The sequence below is a fragment of the Campylobacter concisus genome (genome assembly GCF_902460895.1).
In the GTDB taxonomy this organism is placed as follows: domain Bacteria; phylum Campylobacterota; class Campylobacteria; order Campylobacterales; family Campylobacteraceae; genus Campylobacter_A; species Campylobacter_A concisus_BC.
The window spans coordinates 829,468-855,267 of the sequence record NZ_CABPVL010000002.1; the positions used below are offsets into that span (position 1 = coordinate 829,468).

A 25,800-nucleotide genomic window follows, 5' to 3' on the forward strand; every position below is an offset into this window, starting at 1 on the left:
AAATCTTAAAGGAGAGAAGATGTCTGAAAACAAAGAACACATGGTCGAAGAGAGCGCCTTTTTGGTCTCAAAGACCGACTTAAAAGGACGTATTACATATTGTAACGAGCCATTTTTAAAGATAGTTGGAGCAAAGCAAGCTGAAGTCTTGGGTAAGCCTCACAACATCATAAGACACCCAGATATGCCAAGAGCTGTTTTTAAGCTACTTTGGGAGCGCATAAAAAATAAAGAAGAAATTTTTGCTTATGTTAAAAACAAAAGCTTTGATGGTGGATACTACTGGGTCTTTGCAAATATCACAACTTCGCTTGATGTACAAAATAATCCAGTTGGCTACTACTCAGTTAGACGCAAGCCAAATCCAAAGGCGATTGAGGTAATAGAGCCTATATATCAAAAGTTATTATCGGTAGAAAAGAGCGGTGGCATGGATGCTTCGATGAAATTTTTAACTGAATTTTTAAAAGAAAAAAATATAAGTTATGATGAATTTGTAAATAACCTACAAAGGCTATAATATGTTTGGAAAAAAACTTGACTCTATAAATGAAATTTTAAGCGTAGTAGGCTCAGCTAGAAACGGTATCTTAGAGCCTAGGATAGTAAATGTAAAAGAAAATGACCCACTTTATGAAGTAGCACTTGGTATAAATGACTTGCTTGATCAAGTTGAGGCACTTCAAAGAGAAATTTCAACCTCAATAGACGCTGCTCAAAGCGGACTAACATATAGAAATATCTTTACAGAGGGATTTCGCGGTATATTTAAACAAAATGCCATTTCTATGAGTAATGGCGTAACTGGCATAAAAGATAGTCACAAAAGTAAAGTAAGAGGTCTGCTTTCAAAAGAACTTGACACACTTGGCAATGGCAACGACGGCATAGAAGATGTTAGAAATGATCTAAATGAGAGTATCAAAAACCTTAGCCAAATGGCACTCATGGCAAAAGATACGGCTAGAATCGCCGAGGATACGACGCAAAGCATCAATGAGCTAAGCGTAAATATGAGCTCGCTTGAGGAGCTGATAGAGGGCTCAAGCCACGCTATAAGCACGCTAAATAGCAGAACAGATGACATCACTTCGGTTGTAAATTTGATAAAAGATATAGCCGAGCAGACAAATTTGCTAGCTCTAAACGCAGCTATCGAAGCAGCACGAGCAGGCGAGCATGGACGCGGCTTTGCAGTTGTTGCTGATGAGGTTAGAAAACTAGCTGAAAACACTCAAAAAGCGACACACGAGATCGGCGTAAATATCCAAACACTTCAGCAAGAAGCCAAAGATATAGATGAAAATTCTAAAAAGATAGATGAAATTTCAAAGATCGCCACAGCAAATGTCGAAAATTTCAAACAAACTTTAGCTAGCTTTAACCAAAATGCAAAAGAGACAGCCCAAAGATCAAAATATGTAGAAGACAAGACCTTTGGCATCATCGCAAAGATAGCTATCATCGTCTATAAAGTGGGTGTTTATTCAGACACTGTAAATGAGCAAGGCTACGGCGATGATATAGCAAAAGACGCGGATGATCTTGTAGCGTGGTATGAAAACGAGTGCGCAAAGAGCTTTAGCCACACTAAAACTTATGAGAAATCACGCCATTTGGTAGATGAGTTTAACAAAAACATCAAAGCCATCTTGACAGAAGCTGGCAAGGGCTATAACGAGAAAAATTTAAAACATTTTGTCACTGAGTTTAGAAAGCTCGAAGATCTTAGCAGAGAGATATTTAACTCATACAACGAAATGGTTGCTTCAAAATAACTTCAAATTTGCTAGACTCGCTTTGGGTCTAGCTCCTCTTAGATTGATTTAAATTTTATTTTCATAAATTTTTTCTACATTGTTGTTTAAAATTATGATAATTAATATTGTTTTTATGCTTGCTTTGTTAAATTTGCGTTTCGCTTTCATTATCAATGATAAAATTTAACAAAAGGATATCCGTGAATAGATCAAAATTTATCGCCATTTGCCTTAGCGCTTGTGTGGCAAATTCTCTCTATGCAGTAGAGAAAGAGAACAACGAAACTAAGCTAGATGGCGTCGTAGTAAGTGCGAGTGGCTTTTCGCAGCAGATCAAAGAAGCCCCTGCAAGCATCAGTGTGATAAGTGGCGATGAGCTTACAAAAGATAGCTTTACCTCGCTCCACTCAATCGCCCAAAAAGTGCCAGGTGTAAATGTCGTTGGTGGCGAGGACGGGGCAGCTAGCGGCATCTCGATACGCGGCATGGAGAAGTCTCAAACGCTAGTTTTGATTGATGGCAAAAGAGTAAATTCAAGCAGTGCAAACCCAAAGGGTGGAGCAGGGGATATGAACTCAAATTTCATCCCACCAGCTGAGGCGATCGAGCGTATAGAGGTCATCCGTGGTCCTATGAGTTCGCTTTATGGTAGCGACGCGGTTGGAGGCGTTATAAATATCATTACCAAAAAGGACTTTTCAAAATTTAGTGGTAACGTCGGCATCTCAACTACGATAAATGCGCATAAAGGCATAGGAGACGGCAGACAGGGCGACTTTTATCTAAATTTACCTCTTTATAAAGAGCTTTTTGCGCTTCAGCTTTGGGGATATAAAAAGCTAAGAGATGAGGATAATTACGTTGGTGGCTATCAAAAGAGCGATAAGAGAAATTTAAGCGCAAAGCTTTGGATCACGCCAGATGAGCACAATAAATTTTTCATCCTTGGTTCAAACGAAAGGCACGACTACTCGCGCACAGTCGGCAAAACAGCCACTATAAAGACAAATAAGGTTTTAAACGCTTATGACTACGAGAAAAAGAGCTATGGCGTGGGCTATCTTGGCGAATTTGATAGCCTAAATGCCGATATCAGCTACATTTATGACCAGACGCAAAGAACGAGCCTTTTTGACAGCCTCATACCTGCAAAAGCTAAAAATCACAACTTTAACTCAAAATTTACAACATTTTTTGGCGCACACACTCTAACTTTTGGCTATGACTTTAGTAAGCAAAATGTCGGTACAACCTTTATCGTCTCAAACGCTTCAAGAAACGGCTTAAAAGACCCAAAGACCTACTCGATGAGCGAGCATGCGGGATTTATCGAGGATGAGTGGCAAATTTTAGATGAGAAGCTCTTTTTAACGCTTGGCTCAAGGCTCACGCACAATGAATTTTTTGGCAACCACCTCTCGCCAAGAGCTTACCTAGTCTATAACGCCACAGATACGCTAAGCTTAAAAGGTGGCGTAGCAACTGGCTATAAAACCCCTGATGTCAATCAAATTTCACCAGAAGTAGGCACTATCCAAGGTGGCTGGAGGATAGTTGATTTTGGTAACAAAGATCTAAAACCAGAAAAGAGCACGACTTATGAAGTTGGAGCTTATTATGACAATCAAGCTGATCTTAGAGGCTCGGTGACGCTTTTTAGAAATGAATTTAAAGATAAAATCCTAGACACCGACGGCAGTAATGTAAATAAAATTCCAGCCTTTGGTCCTTGCCCGCCAAGCGCAAAAATCCCAAGTGTGGGTTGCCCTGGCTGGGGAACTTACTTTAACATTGAGGGTGCAACCGTTTGGGGCGTAGAGCTAAGTGGCGACTATGACATCCTTTCAAACCTAAATTTAAGCTCAAACTACACCTATAATAAGTCAAAGATAAAAACCGGCAACCCAACGATAAACACGCCAAGAGGCCCTATGAAATTTAGCGAGACAGACCTAGCTAGACTTGATGGCAAAAGCCTAACAGCAACGCCAGAGCACACACTTCACGCTACGCTTACATATAAGCCTGTAAAAAGCGTCAAGACATTTTTTGGCGCAAACTACGAGAGCAAGCTAACAAGCGTAAATTTCGGTGCTGGCAACAGAGTAAGAGAGAACACAAAAGACCTACTCACCTTCGATACAGGCGTCAGCTGGGACGCAAACAAGCACCTAACGCTTAGCCTAAATGCCTACAATATCTTTGATAAAGTAAGATACGATGAGGCGTTAGCAGACGACGGCAACTACTACTGGTATCCGCAAGAGGGCAGGAGATTTTGGTTTAAGGTCGCTGCAAAATGGTAAGAGCGTTTAAATTTTTGCTTTTTACGCTTGGCGTGACGCAAATTTTACAAGCAGCTCCGCAACAAACGCCTGAGCCACTTAGCCAAAAAGCTGCTAGTAAATTTGAAATTTCAACCTTTAAAATGAGCGCAAATGATGAAATTTATAAAATTTTCACAGCCAAGCTAAAGGGGCAAGATAAGTTTAAAAATGTGCTTTTCTTGCTTGACGCAAACGCCCAGTTTAACATGCTCTTAAATGAATTTGATGGCAAGGCTGCCCCATTAATAATAGGCATAGGATATGACAGCAACAAAAGCTACGAGGTAGAAAAACGCACAAGAGATCTCACGCCAAAGGCAGAGGGCGAGGAGTTTAGCAAGGGTGGGGGCGCAGATGCGTTTTACCACTTTTTGACTAAAAATTTAGTGCCACTAATCGATGAGAAATTTAACGTGCAAGACAGCCAAAAGAGCCTTTATGGACACTCTTTTGGCGGGCTTTTTACACTTTACGCCTTGCTAAAAAATGATGGCGTATTTTCAAATTTCTTTATCGCTTCGCCATCTCTTTGGTGGGGCGAGTCTGAAATTTTAAAGCAAAATGTGAGCGAGGGTAAATTTAAAGAAAAATTAAAAGCTAAATTTGTCTTTCTTAGCGTTGGCGAGCTTGAAAAGAGAAAGGGCAAAACAGACAAAGCTGGCACTTTAAAGGCGAGCGATCTAGCCCAAATTTTAAAGCAAAGTGGCGTAAATTCTCACTTTGAGCTTTTTAAAAATGAAACGCACGGAAGCGTCATACCTCTAAATTTAAAAGAGCTTTTAAAATATCTAAAGGATTAAAAATTTAAGGCTATTTTTGTTAAAATCCGCCGCATGAGAGTAGATAAATTTTTAAACGTAGTAAATATCACCAAAAGGCGTGCCGTTAGCGAAGATATGTGTAAAAGCGGCGTTGTGAGCATCAACGGCGTGCAGGCAAAAGCAGCAAAAGATGTAAAGATCGGCGACGTGATCACTATCAAATTTCTAGCTCGTGAGGCGAGATATGAGGTGCTAGCGATCCCAACTACAAAAAGCATACCAAAAAGCGCTCAAAGCGAATATGTAAAAGAGCTTTGATGGTTTTTGAGCTTTTAGAAAATGAGCTTGATCGGCTTGTACGGGTGCTTCCAAAAAGTGGCGTGGTGCTACTAAGTGGCGATCTAGCAAGCGGCAAAACGACGCTTGTAAAGGCGATCATCAAGGCTCACGGGATAGATGAGAGCGTGACGTCGCCGACATTTTCTTTGATGCAAATTTATGGTAAAGATATCTACCACTACGACATTTACCAGATCGGATTTGACGGGATGGCAAAAAACGGCCTTTTTGAAAATTTATTTGAAGAGGGGCTTCATCTAGTAGAGTGGGGCGATGAAAATTTAGAAAAAGCTCTAAAGAAAAACGGCGAGAGCTATACGTTAGTAAAAATTTCTCCTAGCAAAAACGGCAGAAAATACGAGGTTATAAGTGCATAAACTAGAAGTAAAAGATCTAAAAAAGACGATTAAAAAAAGTGAGATCATAAAAGGTATATCTTTAGAGGTAAATAGTGGCGAAGTCGTGGGGCTTCTTGGACCAAATGGCGCTGGAAAGACGACCACTTTTTATATGATCTGCGGGCTCATCTCGCCAACTAGCGGAGATGTCTTTTTAAATGATGAAAAGATCACAAATGTCCCACTTCACAAAAGAGCGCACCTTGGTATTGGCTATTTGCCGCAAGAGTCAAGCATATTTAAAGAGCTAAGCGTAGAAGAAAATTTACTTCTTGGGGCTGAAATTTTAAATCAAAGCAAAGAAGAGATCTCTAAAAGAGTAAATGAGATGCTAAATATGCTAAATATCGAGCCTATCCGCCTAAGAAAGGGCGTCAGTCTAAGTGGCGGCGAGCGCAGACGCTGTGAGATCGCAAGAAGTCTCATCATAAAGCCAAAATTTTTGCTGCTTGATGAGCCATTTGCAGGCGTCGACCCTATCGCTGTTAGCGACATCCAAAGCATCGTTAGAGACCTTAAAAAGCTAGGCATCGGCGTTTTGATAACCGACCACAACGTCCGTGAGACGCTAGCCATTTGCGACAGAGCCTACGTCATCAAAGATGGCTCGCTGCTAGCAAGCGGCAGTGCGAGCGAAGTGGCAAACAATAAGCTCGTTAGAACGCACTATCTTGGCGAAGAATTTAAGCTACTTGAGTAGATGATGCTAAGGCAAAAGCAAACTTTAGCGCCAAAGATCAAACTAAACCAAACGCTAAGAAGCTGGCTTCCTATCCTTCAAAGCGGGCTTGACGAGCTAAAAGAGACGCTTGAGCCTTTTATAAAAGAGAATCCATTTGCTACGATTGAACACAAAAATTTAGAAAAAAGCGAAAAAAAGCGAAATTTTTTCGAGCAGGTTAGCAAAAACTCGGTTAGCGAAAGTATCGAGGCTTTAAGCATATATAAAGAAAGCCTCTATGAAAAGCTAATTAGCCAGATAAATCCACCACTTTTCCCCACGCAAAAGTCCCAAGATATCGCATATAAGATCATAGAGTGTTTAGATGACGAGGGATATTTTTCTTATGATGATGAAATTTTTGCTGGTTTTAATGAGAATGAGGTGGAGCGAGTTAGGGCGAGATTTGCCTACCTTGAGCCCTGTGGCGTGGGTGCAAAGGATGTTAAAGAGAGCTTTTTGTTTCAGCTTGGCGAGGCAGAGGCTAGCGAAGAGATCATAGAGTGCGCGAAAAAGATCATCTTAAATTTTGAAAATATAGAGAAGCTTAGAAAGCTTAAATTTTACGACGACGCGCTAAAGATCATAAAGAAATTTAAAAATCCCCCAGCCATTGAGTATCTTGAAGATGAAAAAGAGGCGGTGCCTGATATCTTCGTGCTAAGCACAAGTAGCGGCATAAGCGTGCAGATAAATGACGATTATTATCCTGAAATTTCTATCGACACCGAGGGACTAGACGAGAAAGAGGCCTTTGTGAGCTCACGCATAAAAGAGGCTAGCGAGCTCATAGACGCCCTTGAGATGAGAAAGGCGACACTTTATAAGATAGGGCTCATGATAGTTGAGTATCAGTATGATTACTTTTTGGGTGGCGACATAAAGCCTATGAAGCTAAAAGACCTAGCTGACGAGCTTGGGCGCAACCCTTCAACCATCTCAAGAGCCATCGCAAACAAATATCTAAGCTCTCCAAGAGGCACGGTCGCACTTAAAAATTTCTTTGCAACTGGCTTTGACGAAGAGACTTCAAACGCCGCAATAAAGGAATTTTTGCTAGAGCTTATCAAAAATGAAGATCATAAAAAGCCTCTTTCTGATCTAAAAATCCAAGAGCTAATCCAAGCTAAATTTAACATCCAAATCGTTCGCCGAACTATCACCAAATACCGCAAAATTCTAAATATCGGCAGCTCAAGCCAACGAAAAAAGATCTATCATATAAACGGCTAGCTACCACTCATTTATGGCAAAAAGAGTGGCTTTATGCATCTGTGTAAAAAGCTCTGCACTAAGCTCATCATATTCTTTGCCTCGTTTTTTATGCTTCGCCCAGCCTGCTGCGTCGTCGTTCCATGAGCCCATACCACCAAAGACATCAGCTGCACTTGCCGCATTAAAAAGAGCCAAATTTAGCTTTGGCATAAGTGGCGCGTTTAGGATATTTTGCTCTATCTTTTCTGGCTCATTTAGCGCTTTTAGCCCTTTTCTAAAGCAGTCGCCAAAATTCTCACACTCTATCTCATCTGCAAATTTAGCGATTTTTGTGAGAAGATCCTTAAATTCCAAAGTGTTATCACTAAATTTTTGAATCTCTGGCATGCCATCTAGACTAAATTCTTTATAGACTATATCCCAGCCCTTTTTGTCTTCTTCAAAGCTCCAGTGAGGCACGAGATAGCTCATTTTATTTTTATAAATGCAAAGAATAGACTTGCAGCTTACGTTTGAAAAGCCTTGCAGCGAGCGCTCCTCTGAAGAGACCGTCAAATTTGTGGCATATCTCACGTCGCTTAGCCCAAGCTTTAAGGCGTGCTTAAACCACTCATTTATGCTAGCTTGCTCTCTTTTTTCTGGCTCATCACCTAAGGTAAAGTCAAAAACTAGGCTTTTTATATGTTTTTCGCTTTTGTAGTTTAGCTCTAAATTTGACTTTAATGCTTGCTTTATAGAGGCTACGATAATGCAAGAGTTAAAAACTTCACCATTCATTTTTGCTCCTTTTTTGAGATATTTTATTAAAAGAAGTATAAATATCTTTTTAAGAATTGCAAGCGAAAACTTCAGTTTTTTATAGTAAAATAGCCAAAAATTTCAAAGAGGCAAAATGGATTTTAATGAGATTGATAAGCTGATAAATACGCTTAAGAAAAACTTGGAAGTTATCGAAAACAACGGCGTTGTCGAGCCTGAGACAAAGATCGATGCGCTTACTTTTAATAAAAATGTCGAAGAGATCAAAAAAAGACTTTACAGCACAACAGATGAGGGCAGTTTTTTTAAAAATGTCTTTAATACTGAAGATTACTACGAAAACATTAGCTCATACCTCGAGCAGACAAACAAAAGCCTATACTACAAGATAGAAAAAGCCGGAGTGAGCCTAAAGACTAATCAAAATTTACAAGAGAGCCTGACAAACATCTCAAACATTATGCAGGTCTTAGTCGCTGAGTATCAGATACAAAACAAAAAAAAGAAGAAGAGTATCTTCTCAAGAAGTGGCGATAAAGCGATGATAAGAGGGCTACTTGCCGAGCTAATGGAACTACAAAATAGGATGAATAAAATTTTACATCTCGACTCTCAAATCGTCTCAAACGTCGTTTTAGAAAATTTTAAAACTATCTACACATTTTTTTATAACTGCATAAGGGTTGCCAAGCAAAGGGGGGATGAGCTACTTTTGGTTGAGATCGCAGGTATCACAGATAGGATCATCGAGATGATAAAGCCAGTGCTTTCAGGCAAGAGCCTAAAGACAAACGAGCTTATCTATCACTACCTCATTTACGAGCTACGAGAGCTAAAAGCCTACGCAATAGGCGAGGATCTAGCTTAAAATTTTATCCATTATCTCTTTTGCCCCATTTGGCAAAAGGATCTCTTTTAGGGCTTTGCTGCTTTTGCTTAGATCAAAGCTCTCGATCATTTTTATGACTTCGTCTTTGTCTAAATTTTCGCCATTTTGCAGGCAAATTTCAGCTATGCCTTTATCTTTTAGAAATTTAGCGTTATAAAACTGGTGATTGCCAGCAGCATAAGGAAATGGCACAAAGATAGAAGGCAGGGCATTTGCGCAAAGCTCCCAAAGCGAGCTAGCTCCAGCTCTTGATATGGCAAGATCAGCCTCGCTCATCTTCTTTTCTATCTCTTTGCTAAAGTCAAAAATTTCTAAATTTGCCTCGCTAAATCCAAGCTCATCATATCTCTTTTTCAGTTCATCAAGGGCGTTTTTGCCGCATTGATGAATGATTTTTATACTTTTTTCTTTAAGATATGGGGCTAAATTTATAGCTAGCTCATTTATCGCTTTTGCCCCTTGTGAGCCACCTAAAAATAGTATAGTTTTTAGCTGATCTCTTGTTCTTTGATTTTCAAAAAATTTATTTGCCACTGGGTAAGGGCAGGGCGAGAGCTCATCATAAGAGCTAAAAAAGCCTTTTGCATACGGCTTTAAAATTTTATTTAGCTTGCCAGTTACGGCATTTTGCTCGTGGATGAAAAGTGGCGTTTTTGAGATGATGGCTGCTATGGCTGCTGGGGCTGCTGAGTAGCCTCCCACGCTGATGACTGCTTTAATGCCATTTTCTTTAAAAATTTGCCTGCACTTTAGAGCTAGGCTTATGATATTTGTTAGTGATTTTAGCTTGGCAAGGCCTCTTTTATTTACGACGCCACTGCTTGGTAAAAAGAATTTCTTTGCAAATTTATCATCATTTTCAAACCAAAATTTATCCTGACCGCTAGTTGAGCCGATGAAAATAGGCTTTATGCCTCGTCTATTTAGCTCCTCACAAAAGCTTCTAGCGATCGCTAAATGCCCTCCAGTGCCGCCACCACAAATAACTATCATAGTTTTGCCTTTTTACTAACCATCAAGACCATGCCGATGCCGATGCATATAGCAAGCACGGAGCTGCCGCCGTAGCTTAAAAATGGCACAGCGATACCTTTTATCGGCGTGATCGATGTGATGCCGTAGCTATTCATCAAAAACGAAAATGACAAGATAAGACCGATGCCAAGTGAGAATAGGTGATAGACCTTGTTTTCGCTCCTAGCTGAAATTCTAAATATCCTATAAAGTAGCGTGATAAAGATCGCTGTGATGCATAAAATGCCAAAAACGCCGACCTCTTCAGCTATGCCAGCTAGCACAAAGTCCGTATGCACCTCGCTTAAAAAGCCAAGCTTAAATATCCCAGCTCCAAGCCCCTCGCCAAAAAACTCGCCGTGTTTAATTGCATTTAGTGAGTGAGAAATTTGATAAGGCTCCGGTGCGTCTGCCACTCTAAGCACGTTTGCCACGCTATCTGGCAAGAAAGAGAGAACCATATTTTGTATCGTGCCCCACCATGACTTTATACGTAAAATCCTGTGCTCTGAGCTAACTATCGCCACCGTCATGACAAAGGCAGCGCCCAAGATACCGATACCAAAGAGCCTAACGCTAGCCCCTGCAAAAAGCGCCATCGTCACAAAAGTAAGTGCCAAAACTACAACCTGACCAAGGTCGTTTTGCATAACGGCGATAAGAAAGATAGCGATGCCAAAAAGGATGATATAAGGCAAAAGTATCTTTAACTCAGCCATCAAAGTCCTCTTGCCGTCGCTAAATTTTCTAGTAAAGCTCCATGCTAAAAAATAGACAAAACCGACTTTGAAAAACTCAACAGGCGCAAGTGAGAAGCCAGGCAGTCTGATCCAGCGTCTAGCGCCTCCAGAGTCAGTCACCATTGAAGCTGGCAAGGCGTGCATGAGCCCCATAGCGATACCGCACGAGATAAGCAGTCCAAAGCCTATCCAAACGAGCGCTTTGTCGGGATTGAGCCTAGAGAGCCACCACATGAGAAAAATTCCTATACAGCCGACTGCAAACTGGCGGATGAAAAAGTGAAATTCGTCGTAGTTAAAAAATAAAACTGTAAAAACTGGCAAAGATAGTGAAAAAATGATGCTTATGGCGATCAAAGTCGCGCAAAGATAGAAAATAACCTTATCAACTGCCAAATTTAGCTCCAACTTTAAAATGAGCCAAAGTATAATAAAAAACGGCTTACAAAGATATTATTTGCTATAATTGCAGGCTTTAAGGATGGGCATGAAGATAGGTATATTTGACTCGGGACTTGGCGGACTTAGCGTCTTAAACGAAGCTTTAAGTAAGCTTAGCGAGCATGAATTTTTATATTACGCAGACGTGAAAAATGTCCCATACGGACAAAAGAGCAGGGATGAAATTTTAAAATTTAGCTTTGACGCGGTTAAATTTCTTGTTAAAAATGGCGCAAAAGCTGTCGTGATAGCTTGTAACACAGCTACAAGCGTGGCGATAAAAGAGCTTAGAGCAAATTTGAGCGTGCCGATCATCGGCATGGAGCCAGCTGTAAAAAAAGCTCACGATCTAAGCCACGATGACGCCCTAAAAACGCTTGTCATCGCCACTCCAGTCACCGTAAATGGCGCAAAACTAAAAGAGCTAATCACAAATTTAAACGCAAAAGATAAAACCGAACTGCTTGCTCTGCCTAGGCTTGTAAATTTCGCTGAAAAGGCTGAGTTTGAGAGCGAAAACGTGAAGTCATATCTAAAAGAAGAGCTAGCTAAATTTGATCTAAGTAAATTCGACTTTTTGGTGCTTGGCTGCACGCATTTTAACTATTTTAAAGATAGCTTAAGAGAAATTTTGCCAGCAAATATAAGCATAATAGACGGCAACGAAGGGACGATAAAGCGCCTTATAAGCGAGCTTGGACTTGCAGTTTCAAATGTAAATTTAACTCCAAATGTGAAATTTTTCTACTCAGGTGAGGAGGTTTGCGAGCAAAGCGAACTAGAGAAAATTTCAAGAAATTTAGCTCGCCTAGAAAAAATGAGAGCGATTAGCTAGGCTAAATTTAGCTATAAATTTGAGCCAAATTTAGCAAAATACACTAAATTTTATGTATTTTCATATGTATTATTTCTTTCTTTGCTTCATTATATAGACTACACTTATTATCGCAACCACTGCCAAAAGAGCAATCGTGATCGTTAGAAGTGTCTGTTTGTCAGGATTTGAGCCTAAAAAGTAGCCAACTCCAAGTAAAACCGCGCACCAAATCCCAGCACCAAGTGTGGTAAATAGGCAAAATCTAAAAATGTTCATCTTAGCAAGCCCAGCTGGTAGGCTTATATACTGACGAATTCCTGGGATGAGGCGTGAGTTAAATGTTGAAATTTCGCCATGTTTATTAAAAAATACTTCAAATTTATCCATCTTTTCGTGAGTGATACCTACAAATTTGCCGTATTTTAAGATGATCTCGCGCCCAAAAAAGTAGCAAAGATAGTAGTTAAAAATGGCACCAAGCAAGCTGCCAAGCGTGCCTGAGATAAAAGCAAGCGCTAAGCTCATCTCGCCTTTGTGAGCTAGATATCCAGCTGGTATCATCGCCACTTCGCTTGGAAATGGAAAAAATGAGCTCTCTAAAAACATCATCACAAATATGCCAGCATAGCCCCAGCTGCTAACGCTTGAGACTATAAAATCAATAATGTCATGTAGCATTTTTACTCCGAAATTTATCTTAAAATGAGGCATTGTAGCAAAGCTTTATTTACTAATAGTAACTAACAAAAGAGATAAATTTTAAAAAAGATAGTTAAAACAAAAAGCTATAAGATTTAAATTTAAAGGCAAAAGTAGGGCGAAAGCTCGCCCCATTTTTAAAATGCAGGTATGACCTCGCCTTTGTAGCGAGTGATGATGAAATTTTTAGTATCTGGGCTAAGCACCGCATCGACTAAAGCTTTGATCTTAGGATTGTTCTCGTTGCCAGCTCTTGTGACGATGATGTTAGCGTAAGGGCTATTGGCGTCTTCAAGTAAAAGTGCGTCTTTTGCCACGCTCATGCCAAGATCAAGGACGAAATTTGTGCTAATAGCAGCGATATCGACATCATCAAGTGTCCTTGGGATCTGAGCGCCTTCTAGCTCGACAAACTGCAAATTCTTAGGATTTTTAGTTATGTCATTTACAGTTGCAATTTTTACGTTTTTATCGATCTCTATAAGGCCAGCTTTTTCTAAAATTCTAAGCGCTCTGTTGCCATTCGACGGATCGTAAGCGATCGCCACTTTTGAGCCATCTTTTAACTCTTTTATATCTTTTATCTTTTTAGAGTAAAAGCCAAGTGGCTCAACATGCACGCTCGCAACGCTTACAAGGTGCAGGCCTCTAGCCTTGTTTTGCTCCTCAAGATATGGTAAATGTTGAAAGAAATTTGCGTCTAAGCTGCCATCTTCTGTGGCGACATTTGGTATCGAATAGTCTGAAATTTCAGAGATAACAAGGTCATAGCCCTTATCTTTTAGCTTTGGTTTTACAAATTCTAAAATTTCAGCGTGTGGCACAGGGGAGACGCCAACAGTGATAGTGTGGTCTTTGTCGGCTGCGTGAAGGCTTAGAGCAACTAAAGATGCGGTTAAAAGTTTGATAAATTTCATTGTTTTTCCTTTTTTGATTTGATTTGAAGCGACGCTAAAAAGGTAAAAGCTTTTACGTCGCTTTTTATAAATTTAATTAAAACGCTGGGATGATAGCGCCGTTATACTTTGTCTCGATAAATTTCTTAACTTCTGGTGAGTTGATAGCTTTATCAAGGGCTTTAGTTTTAGGGCTGTTCTCGTTGCCAGCTTTAACAACTACGTAATTTACGTATGGGCTATCTTTACCCTCGATCACAAGCGCGTCTTTTGTTGGATTTAAATTTGCATTTAGCGCGTAGTTTGTGTTGATAACTGCGATAGTAACGTCATCAAGCGTTCTTGGCACTTGAGCAGCCTCGATCTCTTCAAATTTAAGTTTTTTAGGATTATCAACTATATCAAGCGGAGTTTTTAGCGGGTTGTCATTTAGCTTGATAAGTCCAGCGCTAGCTACGATGTCAAGTGCGCGGCTCTCGTTTGTTGGGTCATTTGGGATAGAGACCACTGCGCCATCTTTTAGCTCTTTGATATCTTTAATCTTTTTAGAATAAACACCCATTGGCTCGAGATGTACGCCAACTGTTTTTACAAGGTGAGTACCTTTGTTTTTGTTAAATTCTTCAAGATATGGGATGTGCTGAAAGAAGTTTGCATCAAGGTCGCCGTCCTCTGTCGCAAGGTTTGGCGTGGTGTAGTCGTTAAATTCTTTGATCTCAAGCGTGTAGCCATCTTTTGCCAAAATAGGCTTTACAACCTCTAAAATTTCAGCATGTGGGATAGGTGTAGCACCGACGATTATTGTTTTTGACTTGTCAGCAGCATTTGCGCTAACGCTAAGGCCTAGGGCAACTAAAGAAGTAAGAAGTAGTTTTTTCATTTATTATCCTTTTTTAAAATTTGCCAAGCACCAAAAAGGATAAATTTAAGCTAGAAGGTTAAATTTCTTTTTAAGCGCTTAAGCTTTTTCTAAGCACTTAAAAAGAAATTCTGTGCTTAGAGATTAGTCTTTCGACGACGCATTTTTTAGTAGGCGGCACATCTGGCACATATCTGATTTCATCTTTTGTCCTTTCAGCTAAAATTAATTTCGCGCATTCTAAATAAATAAAGTTTAAAAAAAAATAAATTTTAGAAATTTATCTTAGACTTTTTATGACACCTCTTGCATTTTTTGAGTTTTTGGCTGCTTTTTCCTCTAAAATATTTTTTAAACATTCCAAAAAATTTGGCAAACAGCAAATATCAACCGAGTAAAAAACATTAAGTCCGGACTTCTCACTTTTTAAAATTCCACCATTTTTTAATACCCCAAGATGCTTTGAAATCGTTGCTTGTTCTTTATTTAAAAGCTCGCAAATTTCACCTACGCTCATCTTTTTATCACCTAAAACCTCAACTATCCCGATCCTAACAGGATGAGCCAAAACTCTCATAAATTCGCTTTTTAGCGCAAGAATATCAACATATTGCATTTTTATACCTTTTTTATGATTTTAACTTAAAAGAACTAAATTTACACTTGACTATATTCCTATATTAGTATATAATCATATAAAAAATTTAAAGGTAAAAAAATGCTCGATCTTTTTAATCAACACAATATATTTGAGTTTATCAAATTTTTTATACTTTATTTTACAGAGATTTCACTACTATTTTTTTGTGTCTCTTTTTTGGTATTTATCGTATCTGAAAAATTTAGTCAAAAACTCAAAAAACACCTTATAAGCACAAAAATTTCAAGCTTTATCAAGGCGTTTTTGGTTGGTGCTATTACGCCGTTTTGTTCGTGCTCTACTATACCGCTTTTAAATGGGTTTTTAAAAAGCGGCGTATCACTTGGCGTTAGTAGCGTATTTTTGTTAAGCTCTCCGCTTGTTAATCCTGTAATTTTAACGCTTCTTTTTATGAGTTTTGGGTTTAAATTTAGCATTATTTATTTTACGGTCATTTTTATCTCATCGCTTGCTTTTGGTCTTTTGTTATCAAAAGCAGATCAAAATCTATTTTTAAAAGATGATTTTTTAAAACCAAAATTTAGCCCAAACAATCCAACTAAAGGCTTTGTTTTTACACCCGTTAATCAGACGCAAGCTTGCTCTTGCAAGGATATAAAAAATAGTAAAAATATTTACAAAATGGCGCTTTTAAACTCGGTAAAAGAGTATAAAAAACTATTTTATTACATACTGCTTGCGATGTTTATCGGTGCCGCTATACACGGATTTGTTCCGCAAAAGCTTATCTCAAACTACCTTGGTTCTAGCGACATCGCCTCGATACTTATTTCGGCATTGTTTGGAATTTTGCTCTATGTTAGAGTAGAAGCGCTAGTGCCAATTGGCTTAGCACTTCTTACCTCGGGTGCTAGTGCGGCCGCATTTGGAGCGTTTGTAATAACGGCGGCAGGGGTTAGCCTGCCGGAAATCATACTTCTTAATAGGTTTTTTAAGCCAAAATTTATGGCAATTTTTATCGCTTTTATCTTATGTGTGGCATTGGCATTTGCAATGTTTTTAAAATCATTTTTTTGAAATTTTATAGAGATAGTTGCCTAAAACTTGGAAAATTTGAACCATAATGATAAGAATAACCACGGTGTAGAGCATGATATCTGGGCGAAATCTCTGGTAGCCGTAGTTTATAGCGACTGATCCTAGTCCGCCACCGCCAACTGCACCAGCCATCGCTGAAAAGCCGATATTTACGATAAGCGTTAGCGTAAATGCTGAGATGATGCCAGGAAGCGCCTCTACAAACATAACGCGAAAGATGATCTGAAATTTCGAGCTACCAAAGCTTTGAGCAGCTTCGATGATGCCTTTATCAACCTCTTTTAGAGCATTTTCAATGAGCCTTGCCACAAATGGAGCCGCTCCGATAGTTAGCGGAACGATCGCAGCTGTGGTGCCGATGCTTGTGCCTACGATCATTTTTGTGACCGGAAAGAGCACGATGATCAAAATGATAAACGGAAAGCTTCTAAGCACGTTTATAACGATATCAAGTACAAAATAAAGCTGTTTGTTTGGCTTTAGTCCGTCTTTGTCTGAAAGGATGAGCAAAACCGCAGGTATGAGGCCTATGGCAAAGGCGAGTAGGGTAGAGACTATGCTCATATATAGCGTCTCGCCGATAGCTGGCAAAAGTATCCTAGAGAAAACATCTGGAAATTTAGAAAAATCAATACCAAACATCAAGCAACCTCCCACAAAACGCCACTTTGCTTGATGTAGTTAAGCACGTTTTCTTTATCTTTTTCATCTATGTTTATGACAAGTGAGCCAAGGACGTTGTCGTTTAGCTTTTCAAGCTTGCCCCAGACTATGTTAAAGTCGATATTTAGGCTTCTTGCCATGTGCGTGATCACGCTGTTTTGAGCCACTTCTTTTGGGAAAAATAGCCTGATATTTGTGCCAGTGCTTGGCAAAATTTCAACTTCACCCAAAAACTCTTTCATCTTCTCATCTGGCTTTAAAAATAGCTCTTCGATACTTCCAGAGCCTATTATCTTGCCGCCTTCTAGCAGTATCGCGCGTTTTGCGATCGATTTTACCACCTCCATCTCGTGCGTGACGATGACGACGCTGATGTCTAGCTCTTTGTTTATCTTTTCAAGCAGCTCTAAAATTTGATTTGTCGTGTTTGGATCAAGAGCCGAAGTCGCCTCGTCGCTTAGTAAAATTTTAGGATTTAAAGCAAGCGCTCTGGCGATCGCCACACGCTGTTTTTGACCGCCACTTAGCTCACTTGGATAGCTCTTTGCCTTGCTTTCAAGACCGACTAAATTTAAAAGCTCCCTCACTCTTTTTTCAGTTTCATCGCTTTTGTAGCCCCAAAATTTAAGCGGAGTAGCGATGTTTTCAAAGACATTTTTTCTAGCCATCAAGGCAAAATGCTGAAATATCATCCCAACATCTCGTCTTAAAATTCTTTGTTGCATTTCATCTAAATTTTTTATCTCTTGATCAAAGACTTTTAAGCTGCCACCTTGATAGCTCTCTAGGCCATTTATGCACCTTAAAAGCGTTGATTTACCAGCACCGCTGTGTCCCACGATAGCAAAAATTTCACCCTTTTTAACCTCTAAATTTATATCAAAAAGGATCTGCGTATCACCATAAAATTTGGTTAAATTTTCTATTTTTATCACTATTTTTCTCCAAGAGCTTCTAACTCTTCGCATACTTTTTTAAATTTAGCCTCAGCGCTCTGCAGAGCCTCTTTATTTGTCTCTATGACCTCTTTTGGTGCGTTTGCTACGAAATTTTGGTTATTTAGCATGCCTGAGAGTTTGGCTATCTCTTTTTCAAGCTTTGTCTTTTGAGACCTTAGTCTTGTGATGATACCGCTCATATCAAGCCCTTCAAGTGGGACAAATGCCTCTAAATTTTCGCTCACATCTCTTATTGAATTTTCGATTTTCTCATCTACAAAGCCGATCTCTTCGCATTTTGCAAGCAGCTTGATGTACTCTTTAACCTCGTTAAGATCGATTTTTTCGTTAAATTTAACAAAGGCTTTTGCGATCTTTGAGTTGCCAAGATCAATGGTCGCTTTTGCACGGCGAATAGCCACGATCGCTTCGATAACTAGTTCAAATTTCTTCTCAACCTCTAAATTTCGCTCTTTTATCTCTGGATAGCTCGTAACCATTATTGATTTTGCATTTTCAAGCTGTGTGCCGCTAAGCTCTTGAAATAGATACTCTGAGAGAAACGGCATAAAAGGATTTAGCAGTTTCATCGCCTCTTTAAATATACTTCCAAGCTCTTTTACACTCGCTTTATCAGCCTTGCTTAGCTCAATGCCCCAGTCGCAAAACTCATCCCAAAGGAATTTATAAAGTGTGTTTGCAGCGTCATTGAAGCGGTAGGCGTCGATGTTTTCGCGCACCTCTCTCACGCACTCGTTGAAGCGGCTGTTCATATAAATTCCAAGCTTTGTTTCAAGCTTGATATCCTCTAAATTTGGAAATTTACTCTCATTTAGCATGAGATATTTGCTCGCATTATAAAGCTTGTTGGTGAAATTTCTTACCTGCTTCATCTTGGCGTCACTTAGCTTGATATCGCGTCCTTGAACGGCTAGAAGTGTCAGCGTAAAGCGCAATATATCGGCACTATACTCATTTATGCTATCAAGTGGGTCGATGACGTTGCCAAGGCTTTTACTCATCTTTCTGCCAAACTCATCTTTTACAAGCGCGTGCAGGTAGATGTCGTCAAATGGTAGCTTACCAAGGGCGTTTTCACCCTGAAACATCATCCTAGCAACCCAGAAAAATAATATATCAAAGCCAGTGATGAGAAGGTTGTTTGGATAAAACTCAGCCAAATCGCCTTCAAACCATTTTTCATTTTTTAGCTCATTTTCATTGCCCCAGCCAAGCGTGCTAAATGGCCAAAGACCAGAGCTAAACCACGTATCTAACACGTCTGGGTCTTGGTGGATGTTTTTACTTTTGCACTTTTTGCACTCGCACGGCTCTCCCTCGTCAGCCCACATATAACCGCACTCGTCGCAGTAAAATACTGGAATTTGATGTCCCCACCAAAGCTGGCGTGAGATACACCAGTCTCTTAGCTCTCTCATCCACGCGTTAAAGCTGTTTATCCAGTGCGGCGGGTAAAATTTAGTAAGGCCCTCTGAGACCTTTTGTATCGCCTCGTCTGCGATCTCTTTTTTGACAAACCACTGCTTTGAGATATATGGCTCGACGACGTTTTTGCAGCGGTAGCAGTAGCCTACTTGATTTTCGTAGTCCTCTATCTTTTCAACATTGCCAAGTTTTTCAAGCTCGGCCACGACGATATCTCTAGCCTCAAGCCTCTCAAGACCTGCAAATTTATCACACTTGTCGTTTAAGATGCCCTTTTCGTCAAATACAGTGATAAACTCAAGGTTGTGCCTTTTGCCAACTTCGTAGTCGTTTTGATCGTGCGCAGGCGTGACCTTAACAAGGCCTGTTCCAAACTCCATATCAACGTGCTCGTCTGCGATGATCTCGATCTCTCTATTTATGATAGGTAGTACAACTTTTTTGCCGATTAAATTTTTATAGCGCTCGTCGTTTGGATTTACCATTACCGCCGTATCACCAAAATATGTTTCTGGACGGGTGGTCGCAACAACAACAAATTCGCTTGGCTTGTCTGCAAAATAGTATCTCAAATGATAAAGCTTGCCTTTATTTTCTTTATGCTCGACCTCGATGTCAGAGAGTGCGCCATCGTGCGTACACCAGTTTATCATGTAGTTTTTCTGAACTATTAGCCCTTTGTCGTATAAATTTACAAAGGCCTTTTTCACAGCTTTTCTTAAGCCTTCATCCATAGTAAATCTCTGGCGTGACCAAGCCGGAGTGATGCCAAGTTTTCGCATCTGATGGACGATCATACCGCCGCTTTTTTCCTTCCACTCCCACACTTTTTCTACAAATTTCTCACGGCCAAGCTCTTCTTTTTTGATCCCTTGTGCTAGTAGCTGCTTTTCAACGACGTTTTGAGTAGCGATACCAGCGTGATCAAGTCCTGGCTGCCAAAGCGTCTTGTAGCCGTCCATTCTTTTGTAGCGAGTCATGATATCTTGGAGCGTGAAGGTTAGGGCGTGTCCGATGTGAAGCGAGCCAGTCACGTTTGGAGGTGGCATCATAATGCAAAATTTACGTCCATCTTTTTGGATATCTTTGTTTGCGTCTATCTCGAAATATCCGCGTTCTTCCCAAATTTTATAAAATTTGTCTTCTATCTCTTTTGCATTGTAAAATTCTGCCACTTTTGTATCCTCTTTCGTTTAAAAAATGCTTAATGTTATCTAAAATTTGTTTAAAAAAATCTTTGCAAAAGTGGGGAAATATGGGCTTGGGGCGGTTAAACGCCCCGAAGTTTAAATAGCTATTTGACGTTAAAGCTTCTCACAGCTAAGTCGTAGTCGTTTTGTCTTTCGTTATACATATTTTCAGTTGTAACTGCACCAAGAGAACATTTACCACCAAGTCTTACTCTATAAGGTGTGTAAAGCACGGCGTCTTTTTCGTCGCTACCAAGCGTATAAAAGCTTAGCACGCGGTCATCTTTTATGCTTTTATACTCAACTTGCAAGCTGTTTTTTAAGCTCTTGCTAAAGTTACTTAAATTTTCATTTATCGGCTCAAAGCAACTGCTTACGATCTCGTTTATCACACCGTTTCTTACCATTGTTTTTGAGTTTATCACCACTTTTGAGTAGATGACGTCATTTACTTTTAGGCTGTCAAGACCTAGCTCTTTGCCTTTTTCATCAACAAAAACGCGGTAGATATCAAGCTCTTTTGGCTCGATCTTATGCCTAATATCAAGCGGCAAGTAAGCGTAGCTTAAGATAGTCGCATAAAGCTTGTTTGAGCCTAGTGGAGCGATGCTAAATTCGCCATTTTTTGTAGTAAATGACGTGCTTAAAAGACCGTCAAATTCTTTACTTGCGCCGTTGTAGCTAAGCTTAAATTTGTTATTTTTCTCGCCGTTATCTTTACCAAAGTATGCATTTAGCGCTCTTAGCGTAAATGCACGCTCTTGCGTTGAGCTTAGCTCATTTAAATTTACTATCAAGAAATTTGCAAGGTCGTCTGAGTAGTCGTTTTTCTCAAAGTATTTTGCGTGCAAGTATAAGATAAAGGCGTTATCTCTTACTTTTGAGCTAAAATCAGATGCATTTTCTTCGCTTGTTTTAGCATTTTTGATATCTTTTAGCGCGACCTTTGCCTCCTCACCTAGTCCGTTTAGCTTTAAAGCTGCTGCCATTAGGTATTTACTTAGTGCTGTTTTGTTGTAGGCTTTGTCGTCATAAATTTTATTTAAAACCGATCTATCGGCCATATTTGCACGTGAGCTTACATAAAGTGCGTAAAGCGCCTCAAGGTCGTTGTTTGCGTATTTTAAAAGAGAGTTTAGAGCATTTTGTTTGACGCCTTTACTTACATCATATCCTGCCTCTTCAAGGTCAAGAAGCACGTCTGTTGCAAAGATGCTTGCAAATGCATTTGTCTCACCTAGATCGCTCCAGTAGCCAAAGCTGCCGTCTGGTTTTTGCATCTTGACTAGCTCATCTATGCCGCTAACGATAAATCTCTTTTGATCGCTTTTTTCAAGCTCATCTTTTGGTTTTAAATTTAAAAGTGCAAGCAGTCTTGAGCTTCTTTGCTCCGCGCATCCGTAAGGATACTCTACTAAATTTTTAGAAGCTGCTAAAAGCACGCTTGAGACCGAGCTTGACGCATCAACGCTTACATCGTGATAGCCTTTTGGTAGTGAAATTTTACTCTCTTTGTCAAAGACGCTGCTCTTTGCGTAGGTGCTGATCGTATAAGGGCTAACGACATCTAGTAAATTTTGAAGCGTTTTTGAGCTATTTTTGTCGCTTATTGTGACATTGTATTCGCCAGCACCTGTTTCAAGGGCTGAAATTTTAAGCACAAACGCCTTGTTTTCAAATGGCTTTAGGTTAGCATTTTCTTGCGTTTTGATGTTTAAATTTTTACTCGATGCTACATTTATAGTAAGGTTTTTGTCGGCATTTGTCGTATTTATAAGCCTTAAGTTTGCGCTTAATTCATCACCTTTTAAAAGATAAAGCAAAGCGCTTGGCTTAATGATCACATCATCTTTTACTTTTATCTCGCTATTTACGGCGTTCATCGCAGTTGCGTCATTTGCCACAGCATCTACTCTAATGGCGCCGTTAAAGCCATTTGGCGTTTTAAATTCGTATGAAATTTCGCCTTTGTCGTCTGCTTGAAGGCTCACTAAATTTGCATAAGTTTTTACATTTTTGCTATCAACTGGGCTTGCATGTTTTGCCATTTTTGCCGCCACTGCCATCGCCGCAGCATCACCGCCAAAGCTTAGCGTTTTGCCCTCGACCTTGTAGTTTGTAAGCATATTATAGATATCGTAGTCAAAGACGCCATCAGGTAAAATTTTGTCAAAAAACTTAAGCGGATCGGCTGGTTTTTGTGAAGTGATATCAAGCACGCCAACATCTGTGATAAATAAATTCAGATAAACTTTTGGCTTTGTTTTTAGTGAAATTTTGATATTTTCATCGCTCTTTGCACTTTTTGGCGCATCTAAACTAAGCTCTATCTTTCTTGAAGATTTATCGCCATTTGCATAGACCTTGCCGTAGGTTCTAAACGGAGTTAGTCCAGCGTCGGTCATGCGGTAGATATTTGCGCTCACGTAAAGGCCGTTAAAGTCAAAGTCTAGCTTAAATTTAACGTTTGCTGAGTTGTTTTTGATCTTGACGACCTTGTAGGCTTTGACACCTGCGTCCTCAAGTGTGACAAGCGCGATACCTTCTTTTATCGCTGAGCTTATGTCTGCGCTTAGTTCGTCGCCTTTTTTATAGACGCTTTTGTTTAGCTTGATTTGAGACTTGCTAAGCTCTTTTGTAGGCGCTAGGGTTGAGTAGTTATAACCGCTCACATCGATGTCTAGGCTCGTGCTCGCGCCACTTACTAAATTTGTAGCAGTGATGACGTATGAGCCACTTTGCGTAAATTTATAGCTAAACTCGCCACTATTTTTATAAAAACTATCCACATCTTCAAGCGTTTGGATCCATTTTATATAGCCGTTTGCGTCCCTTTGATACTGCCATGAGACACGTTTTACATCAAATTTCAAATTTGACTTCACTGCCTTTTGGCTTGGCATATCAACGACGACTGTTCTTATCTTTACATCTTCGTTTGGATCAGCAAATGCCGTGCTAGCAGCGATGCCAACCATATCTTTGTAAGGATAGAGTGTAAAGCTTTTTGCGTCACTTACATTTTTGCCATCGTCATTTACGTTGAAATTTATGACGCCTTTTATTATTGAAGGTGCGTTTTTGGTGTTAAAGCTAAGGTCTATCATTTGGCTTGATTTGCCATCTTTTGAAAGAGTTAGATCATTTTCTATGCTTGGATAAGCAGCCGCTTTTAAGGTGTCATTTTTAAATTTATACTCTTTAAATTCGCTATTTTTATACTCATCATCAAAGAAGCTAACCTGCATACTGCCAGCTAGGTCGCTAGCTGCTCCGCCAAAGAGGTAGCTACTTGTCAAATTTACCTTTACTAGCTCATTTGCAAAGAATTTATCCGCATCTATGGCTATGTCATTTTTTATCTTGTTTGGCACGAAGCTCTCGACGTAAAATGGCACGCTTGTTATCACCTTGCTAGCGTAGATTATCTGCATGTTAAATCTACCGCTTAGATCGCTTAAAATTTCTTTTTCAAAATTTATCATGCCAACATCATTTGTATTTTGCGTGATCTGGGCGCTACTTTTGCCTTGTGGATCGATAAATTTGATCTTAACTGGCATATTTTTAAGCGGGTTAAAGTCCCTATCTCTTAGATAAATTGCTCCTTTTAGGCTCTCGTTTGGTCTTATGATATTTGAGGCAAAATGCGTGTAAGCGTCGATGCTCTCGCTTGGATTTTGGCTGATGAGCTTTGCCTCATTTAGTGCTTCGCCATCTTTTATGATGAGGAAATTTTGCTCCTTGCCAAGTGAGACGACGATCGATGAGACCTCTTTGTAGATATCTTTTTTGTTAAATTTAAATACACCAACGTCATTTGTCGCGCCAACTGCGATCTCTTCGTTTCTTTTGCCATAAATTTTGACATTTGCGTTTGGTAGCATTGTATTTTCGCCAAGGCGGTTTGCAAAGATGAAAATTTCATCCTTGCCAAGCTTTGCATTTATGGCGATGTCGCTTAGATAGACGACCTTTGAGATGCTCTTATCTTTGCCGTAGTTTAAGCTTATCTTATAGACGCCGTCTCCTGCTCCTGCAAAGTCAAGCTTGATCTTGTTTAGTGAAATTTCGTTTAATGCACCTTCTAGCTTGTAGCTTTTGCTTGCTACTTTTGAGCTAAAGTTGCTTAGATCTTCGTTATTGTCGTTGAAATTTAAAAAGTATCTAAAATTTTGATCGCTTAACTTTTCAACGCTCACATTTAGCTCAGGTAAATTTGCACTTCTAATGCCGATCTCACCCACGCTTGAGATGTAAGGTTCTTCATTTGTGAAATTTGCAAATGGAGTGAAGTTGCTAGCGACCACCTCGTAGGTTTTGGCCTCTCTTACAACATTTCTATCATCTCCAAAGCCTGGTTTTATCGTGATCTCATAGCTATTTTGTGGCTTAAACTCATCGCTTATGATATCGATGCAATAATCATACCCCTCAAGCTCAGAATTTGGCGCGCCATTTTCATCATCATTTTTATATGCCACGTCGCTTATACTAAAGCTTTTTACGCCTTTTATCTTTATAAATTTCTTTAGATTATTATCATCGCTTAGCCACTCTTTTAGATAAATTCTAAATGCCAAGATGCCATTATCCAGGCTAGTTGGATAGATTTTAGCTATCTCAAAGCTCTTTGCTTCAGCATTTATATTTACGCTCTCACTGCTTGCTTGCTCACTAAATTTCACCACGCCATCGCCTGCAAGCTTAGCGCCAAATTTACTCTCAAAATTTTCTCCAAACTCAAAAACAGGCTCGCTTATATTTTTATCAAGATCAAGCTCAAAGCTGTTTTGAGAGAGCTGTAAGGCATTAAAGCTTGCACCTTTTACGGCTATTTTTTTCACAAGCTCGTCACTAACTTCGTCATTAAATTTAAGGATAAATTTGCTATCAGTGAGCTTTTCTATCTTCTCAAGCGCAAATTCTTTCGTCTCAAAGCTAGCACTGCTGCCATTTTCTAGCTTACAGCTATACTCTACGCCTGCGTGCATATCTTTTGTAAAAAGCGTAAGACTTTGAGCGTTAAATTTCACCGTGCCGCTTAGCGCTGGCTCGCACGAGATGAGTTTTTTCTCGCTTAGCGTGCCTATGAGATTTTTGCTTACATCATCTTCTAGTCCAAATTCCACGCTTAAAGGCGACTTTACCTCGACATTGCCATTTAGACTTAAAGCATATAAATTTACTGCTCCTAAAAGTGCTAAAAGTAGCGCTTTTTGCTGCATT

Annotated in this window: 22 protein-coding genes; 11 read left to right on the top strand and 11 right to left on the bottom strand. The window is 39.7% G+C overall.

Features of this window, described 5'->3' with window-relative positions; genetic code table 11:
• Positions 1-19: 19 nt before the first annotated feature.
• The 8 genes from F3G98_RS05300 to F3G98_RS05335 all read left to right on the top strand — a co-directional run bounded on the left by F3G98_RS05300 (position 20) and on the right by F3G98_RS05335 (position 7,539).
• The gene (locus F3G98_RS05300; RefSeq protein WP_103597587.1) at positions 20-520 is read left to right on the top strand and encodes a PAS domain-containing protein; all 501 of its coding nucleotides are present in this window, start codon (positions 20-22) and stop codon (positions 518-520) included.
• Between the two features lie 493 nt (positions 521-1,013).
• Entirely contained in the window at positions 1,014-1,778 is a 765-nt protein-coding gene (locus tag F3G98_RS11085; RefSeq protein ID WP_374220071.1) for a methyl-accepting chemotaxis protein, read from the top strand.
• A gap of 182 nt (positions 1,779-1,960) precedes the next feature.
• Positions 1,961-4,066: a TonB-dependent receptor domain-containing protein gene (locus F3G98_RS05310; RefSeq protein ID WP_223231306.1), complete on the top strand. Its 2,106-nt coding sequence runs from the start codon at positions 1,961-1,963 to the stop codon at positions 4,064-4,066.
• Positions 4,060-4,887 carry an alpha/beta hydrolase gene (locus tag F3G98_RS05315; protein WP_103608100.1) on the top strand — a complete coding sequence of 276 codons (828 nt, stop codon included), beginning with the start codon at positions 4,060-4,062 and terminating at the stop codon, positions 4,885-4,887. Before F3G98_RS05310 ends, F3G98_RS05315 begins: the two co-directional genes overlap by 7 nt.
• Before the next feature lie 33 nt (positions 4,888-4,920).
• A complete protein-coding gene (locus F3G98_RS05320) occupies positions 4,921-5,166 on the top strand; it encodes an RNA-binding S4 domain-containing protein (protein ID WP_002940508.1) in 246 nt (81 codons plus the stop codon).
• Positions 5,166-5,564 carry a tRNA (adenosine(37)-N6)-threonylcarbamoyltransferase complex ATPase subunit type 1 TsaE gene (tsaE, locus tag F3G98_RS05325; RefSeq protein ID WP_103572319.1) on the top strand — a complete coding sequence of 133 codons (399 nt, stop codon included), beginning with the start codon at positions 5,166-5,168 and terminating at the stop codon, positions 5,562-5,564. Before F3G98_RS05320 ends, tsaE begins: the two co-directional genes overlap by 1 nt.
• A complete protein-coding gene (lptB, locus tag F3G98_RS05330; RefSeq protein ID WP_009293825.1) occupies positions 5,557-6,285 on the top strand; it encodes an LPS export ABC transporter ATP-binding protein in 729 nt (242 codons plus the stop codon). The genes tsaE and lptB overlap by 8 nt, the downstream gene beginning before the upstream one ends.
• 3 nt (positions 6,286-6,288) lie before the next feature.
• A complete protein-coding gene (locus tag F3G98_RS05335) occupies positions 6,289-7,539 on the top strand; it encodes an RNA polymerase factor sigma-54 (RefSeq protein ID WP_223231321.1) in 1,251 nt (416 codons plus the stop codon).
• Here F3G98_RS05335 and F3G98_RS05340 read toward each other — a convergent pair whose 3' ends face one another.
• Complete coding sequence (locus F3G98_RS05340) at positions 7,540-8,298, bottom strand: hypothetical protein (RefSeq protein ID WP_103608098.1); 759 nt, start codon at positions 8,296-8,298, stop codon at positions 7,540-7,542.
• Between the two features lie 115 nt (positions 8,299-8,413).
• Here F3G98_RS05340 and F3G98_RS05345 point away from each other — a divergent pair, with 115 nt between their 5' ends.
• Complete coding sequence (locus F3G98_RS05345) at positions 8,414-9,148, top strand: imidazole glycerol phosphate synthase (protein WP_103608097.1); 735 nt, start codon at positions 8,414-8,416, stop codon at positions 9,146-9,148.
• Here the strand turns inward: F3G98_RS05345 and murG are convergent.
• Positions 9,140-10,162, bottom strand: coding sequence for an undecaprenyldiphospho-muramoylpentapeptide beta-N-acetylglucosaminyltransferase (murG, locus tag F3G98_RS05350; RefSeq protein ID WP_103608096.1), 1,023 nt, complete (start codon positions 10,160-10,162; stop codon positions 9,140-9,142). The two genes, F3G98_RS05345 and murG, sit on opposite strands and share 9 nt — an antisense overlap.
• The gene (locus F3G98_RS05355; protein ID WP_009293817.1) at positions 10,159-11,319 is read right to left on the bottom strand and encodes an FtsW/RodA/SpoVE family cell cycle protein; all 1,161 of its coding nucleotides are present in this window, start codon (positions 11,317-11,319) and stop codon (positions 10,159-10,161) included. The genes murG and F3G98_RS05355 overlap by 4 nt, the downstream gene beginning before the upstream one ends.
• A gap of 91 nt (positions 11,320-11,410) precedes the next feature.
• Here F3G98_RS05355 and murI point away from each other — a divergent pair, with 91 nt between their 5' ends.
• The gene (gene murI / locus F3G98_RS05360; protein WP_149725836.1) at positions 11,411-12,199 is read left to right on the top strand and encodes a glutamate racemase; all 789 of its coding nucleotides are present in this window, start codon (positions 11,411-11,413) and stop codon (positions 12,197-12,199) included.
• A gap of 69 nt (positions 12,200-12,268) precedes the next feature.
• On the opposite strand, the gene F3G98_RS05365 is transcribed toward murI, so the two are convergent.
• The 4 genes from F3G98_RS05365 to F3G98_RS05380 all read right to left on the bottom strand — a co-directional run bounded on the left by F3G98_RS05365 (position 12,269) and on the right by F3G98_RS05380 (position 15,251).
• On the bottom strand, positions 12,269-12,859 hold the full coding sequence (locus F3G98_RS05365) for a DedA family protein (protein ID WP_149725837.1): 591 nt from the start codon (positions 12,857-12,859) through the stop codon (positions 12,269-12,271).
• Positions 12,860-13,017: 158 nt separating this feature from the next.
• Positions 13,018-13,797: a MetQ/NlpA family ABC transporter substrate-binding protein gene (locus tag F3G98_RS05370; protein WP_103608093.1), complete on the bottom strand. Its 780-nt coding sequence runs from the start codon at positions 13,795-13,797 to the stop codon at positions 13,018-13,020.
• 76 nt (positions 13,798-13,873) lie between these two features.
• Complete coding sequence (locus F3G98_RS05375; protein WP_002940462.1) at positions 13,874-14,656, bottom strand: MetQ/NlpA family ABC transporter substrate-binding protein; 783 nt, start codon at positions 14,654-14,656, stop codon at positions 13,874-13,876.
• 259 nt (positions 14,657-14,915) lie between these two features.
• Positions 14,916-15,251, bottom strand: a complete 336-nt coding sequence (locus F3G98_RS05380) for an ArsR/SmtB family transcription factor (protein ID WP_103608092.1) — start codon at positions 15,249-15,251, stop codon at positions 14,916-14,918.
• Between the two features lie 102 nt (positions 15,252-15,353).
• Between F3G98_RS05380 and F3G98_RS05385 the strand changes: the two genes are divergently transcribed.
• On the top strand, positions 15,354-16,313 hold the full coding sequence (locus F3G98_RS05385) for a permease (protein ID WP_103608091.1): 960 nt from the start codon (positions 15,354-15,356) through the stop codon (positions 16,311-16,313).
• Here F3G98_RS05385 and F3G98_RS05390 read toward each other — a convergent pair.
• From F3G98_RS05390 to F3G98_RS05405, 4 genes are all read right to left on the bottom strand, one after another.
• The gene (locus F3G98_RS05390) at positions 16,302-16,976 is read right to left on the bottom strand and encodes a methionine ABC transporter permease (protein WP_021086223.1); all 675 of its coding nucleotides are present in this window, start codon (positions 16,974-16,976) and stop codon (positions 16,302-16,304) included. The genes F3G98_RS05385 and F3G98_RS05390 overlap by 12 nt on opposite strands.
• Positions 16,976-17,932, bottom strand: a complete 957-nt coding sequence (locus tag F3G98_RS05395) for a methionine ABC transporter ATP-binding protein (RefSeq protein ID WP_103608090.1) — start codon at positions 17,930-17,932, stop codon at positions 16,976-16,978. Before F3G98_RS05395 ends, F3G98_RS05390 begins: the two co-directional genes overlap by 1 nt.
• Positions 17,932-20,556, bottom strand: coding sequence for a valine--tRNA ligase (locus tag F3G98_RS05400; protein WP_149725838.1), 2,625 nt, complete (start codon positions 20,554-20,556; stop codon positions 17,932-17,934). The genes F3G98_RS05395 and F3G98_RS05400 overlap by 1 nt, the downstream gene beginning before the upstream one ends.
• Before the next feature lie 119 nt (positions 20,557-20,675).
• Positions 20,676-25,799 carry an alpha-2-macroglobulin family protein gene (locus F3G98_RS05405; RefSeq protein WP_149725839.1) on the bottom strand — a complete coding sequence of 1,708 codons (5,124 nt, stop codon included), beginning with the start codon at positions 25,797-25,799 and terminating at the stop codon, positions 20,676-20,678.
• Position 25,800 lies beyond the last annotated feature (1 nt).

Coding starts and splice junctions, on each gene's coding strand:
- F3G98_RS11085 (WP_374220071.1), top strand. CDS start 1,014: ATGAGCTCGCTTGAGGAGCTGATAGAGGGCTCAAGCCACGCTATAAGC.
- F3G98_RS05390 (WP_021086223.1), bottom strand. CDS start 16,976: ATGTTTGGTATTGATTTTTCTAAATTTCCAGATGTTTTCTCTAGGATA.
- F3G98_RS05405 (WP_149725839.1), bottom strand. CDS start 25,799: ATGCAGCAAAAAGCGCTACTTTTAGCACTTTTAGGAGCAGTAAATTTA.
- murG (WP_103608096.1), bottom strand. CDS start 10,162: ATGATAGTTATTTGTGGTGGCGGCACTGGAGGGCATTTAGCGATCGCT.
- F3G98_RS05300 (WP_103597587.1), top strand. CDS start 20: ATGTCTGAAAACAAAGAACACATGGTCGAAGAGAGCGCCTTTTTGGTC.
- F3G98_RS05365 (WP_149725837.1), bottom strand. CDS start 12,859: ATGCTACATGACATTATTGATTTTATAGTCTCAAGCGTTAGCAGCTGG.
- F3G98_RS05335 (WP_223231321.1), top strand. CDS start 6,289: ATGCTAAGGCAAAAGCAAACTTTAGCGCCAAAGATCAAACTAAACCAA.
- F3G98_RS05340 (WP_103608098.1), bottom strand. CDS start 8,298: ATGAATGGTGAAGTTTTTAACTCTTGCATTATCGTAGCCTCTATAAAG.
- tsaE (WP_103572319.1), top strand. CDS start 5,166: ATGGTTTTTGAGCTTTTAGAAAATGAGCTTGATCGGCTTGTACGGGTG.
- F3G98_RS05380 (WP_103608092.1), bottom strand. CDS start 15,251: ATGCAATATGTTGATATTCTTGCGCTAAAAAGCGAATTTATGAGAGTT.
- F3G98_RS05315 (WP_103608100.1), top strand. CDS start 4,060: ATGGTAAGAGCGTTTAAATTTTTGCTTTTTACGCTTGGCGTGACGCAA.
- F3G98_RS05385 (WP_103608091.1), top strand. CDS start 15,354: ATGCTCGATCTTTTTAATCAACACAATATATTTGAGTTTATCAAATTT.
- F3G98_RS05375 (WP_002940462.1), bottom strand. CDS start 14,656: ATGAAAAAACTACTTCTTACTTCTTTAGTTGCCCTAGGCCTTAGCGTT.
- F3G98_RS05345 (WP_103608097.1), top strand. CDS start 8,414: ATGGATTTTAATGAGATTGATAAGCTGATAAATACGCTTAAGAAAAAC.
- F3G98_RS05320 (WP_002940508.1), top strand. CDS start 4,921: ATGAGAGTAGATAAATTTTTAAACGTAGTAAATATCACCAAAAGGCGT.
- F3G98_RS05370 (WP_103608093.1), bottom strand. CDS start 13,797: ATGAAATTTATCAAACTTTTAACCGCATCTTTAGTTGCTCTAAGCCTT.
- murI (WP_149725836.1), top strand. CDS start 11,411: ATGAAGATAGGTATATTTGACTCGGGACTTGGCGGACTTAGCGTCTTA.